This is a genomic window from Oleiphilus sp. HI0066 (assembly GCF_001635725.1).
The window spans coordinates 1-769 of record NZ_LWFH01000778.1 but is presented as its reverse complement, the minus strand read 5'-3'; the positions used below and the strand labels follow the sequence as shown (position 1 = coordinate 769).

Annotated in this window: 1 protein-coding gene and 1 pseudogene; one reads left to right on the top strand and one right to left on the bottom strand. The window is 41.0% G+C overall.

Features of this window, described 5'->3' with window-relative positions; genetic code table 11:
• Positions 1–349: pseudogene (locus A3738_RS09290) on the top strand (ferredoxin--NADP reductase); the annotation flags it as partial.
• 52 nt (positions 350–401) lie between these two features.
• Here A3738_RS09290 and A3738_RS09285 read toward each other — a convergent pair.
• Positions 402–722, bottom strand: coding sequence for a PilZ domain-containing protein (locus A3738_RS09285; protein ID WP_068479541.1), 321 nt, complete (start codon positions 720–722; stop codon positions 402–404).
• Between the last annotated feature and the right edge of the window lie 47 nt (positions 723–769).

Sequence of the window (769 nt, the reverse complement as noted above, 5' to 3'; positions counted from 1 at the left end):
TGGTACGCGGTTTGTTTCTGAATTGGCTTATCAAGATGAAATTCTCAACGACTTGCCAAACAACGAGTACTTTGGCGACGAGGTCAAAGAGAAACTAATCTATTACCCAACAGTTACTCGCGATGAATTCAAAACTCAAGGAAGAATTACCGATGCGATGCGTAACGGAAAATTAGCCTCAGATATCGGTTTGCCACCCTTAGATCTTGAAAATGATCGTTTCATGATTTGTGGTAGCCCAAGCATGTTAAAAGAGACATGTGAAATCCTTGATGAGATGGGGTTTGAGGAAGCTAAGCAGGGTAATTTAGGACACTACGTTATTGAACGAGCGTTTGTAGAGAGTTAGTTTTCACTAAACAAAAAAGGCGTGCTCAGCACGCCTTTTTTGTTTGTACTCATTAGTTGAATTCAACAATTTCGGCTCCAACTACGTATCCCTCTGGTCCGTTTGGAGCGCATCGAATGACGCGCAAAGTCGCTGTTAGATCTGCTGTTTGTTCGGTGCCAGATTTGATCGTGGTGCGAAAAATAGCATCTTTATCAAGTGGTTCTTTCAGCCTAAACATCAGACCAGCTCCACTTAAGTTTAAGCACATAGCTGGGTATGTTTTGTTTGAGTCGAGCATGTGAATCTCAATGTCAGTGTTTAATGCCATTCTCCGAAAATTGCGTTTTTCAGAATAATTGCGTTGTACATTGGTCATAGCGACATGTGCCATAGCGACTTGATCCTGTTATTTTCTTTTATATCTAGCAGATAGATAAA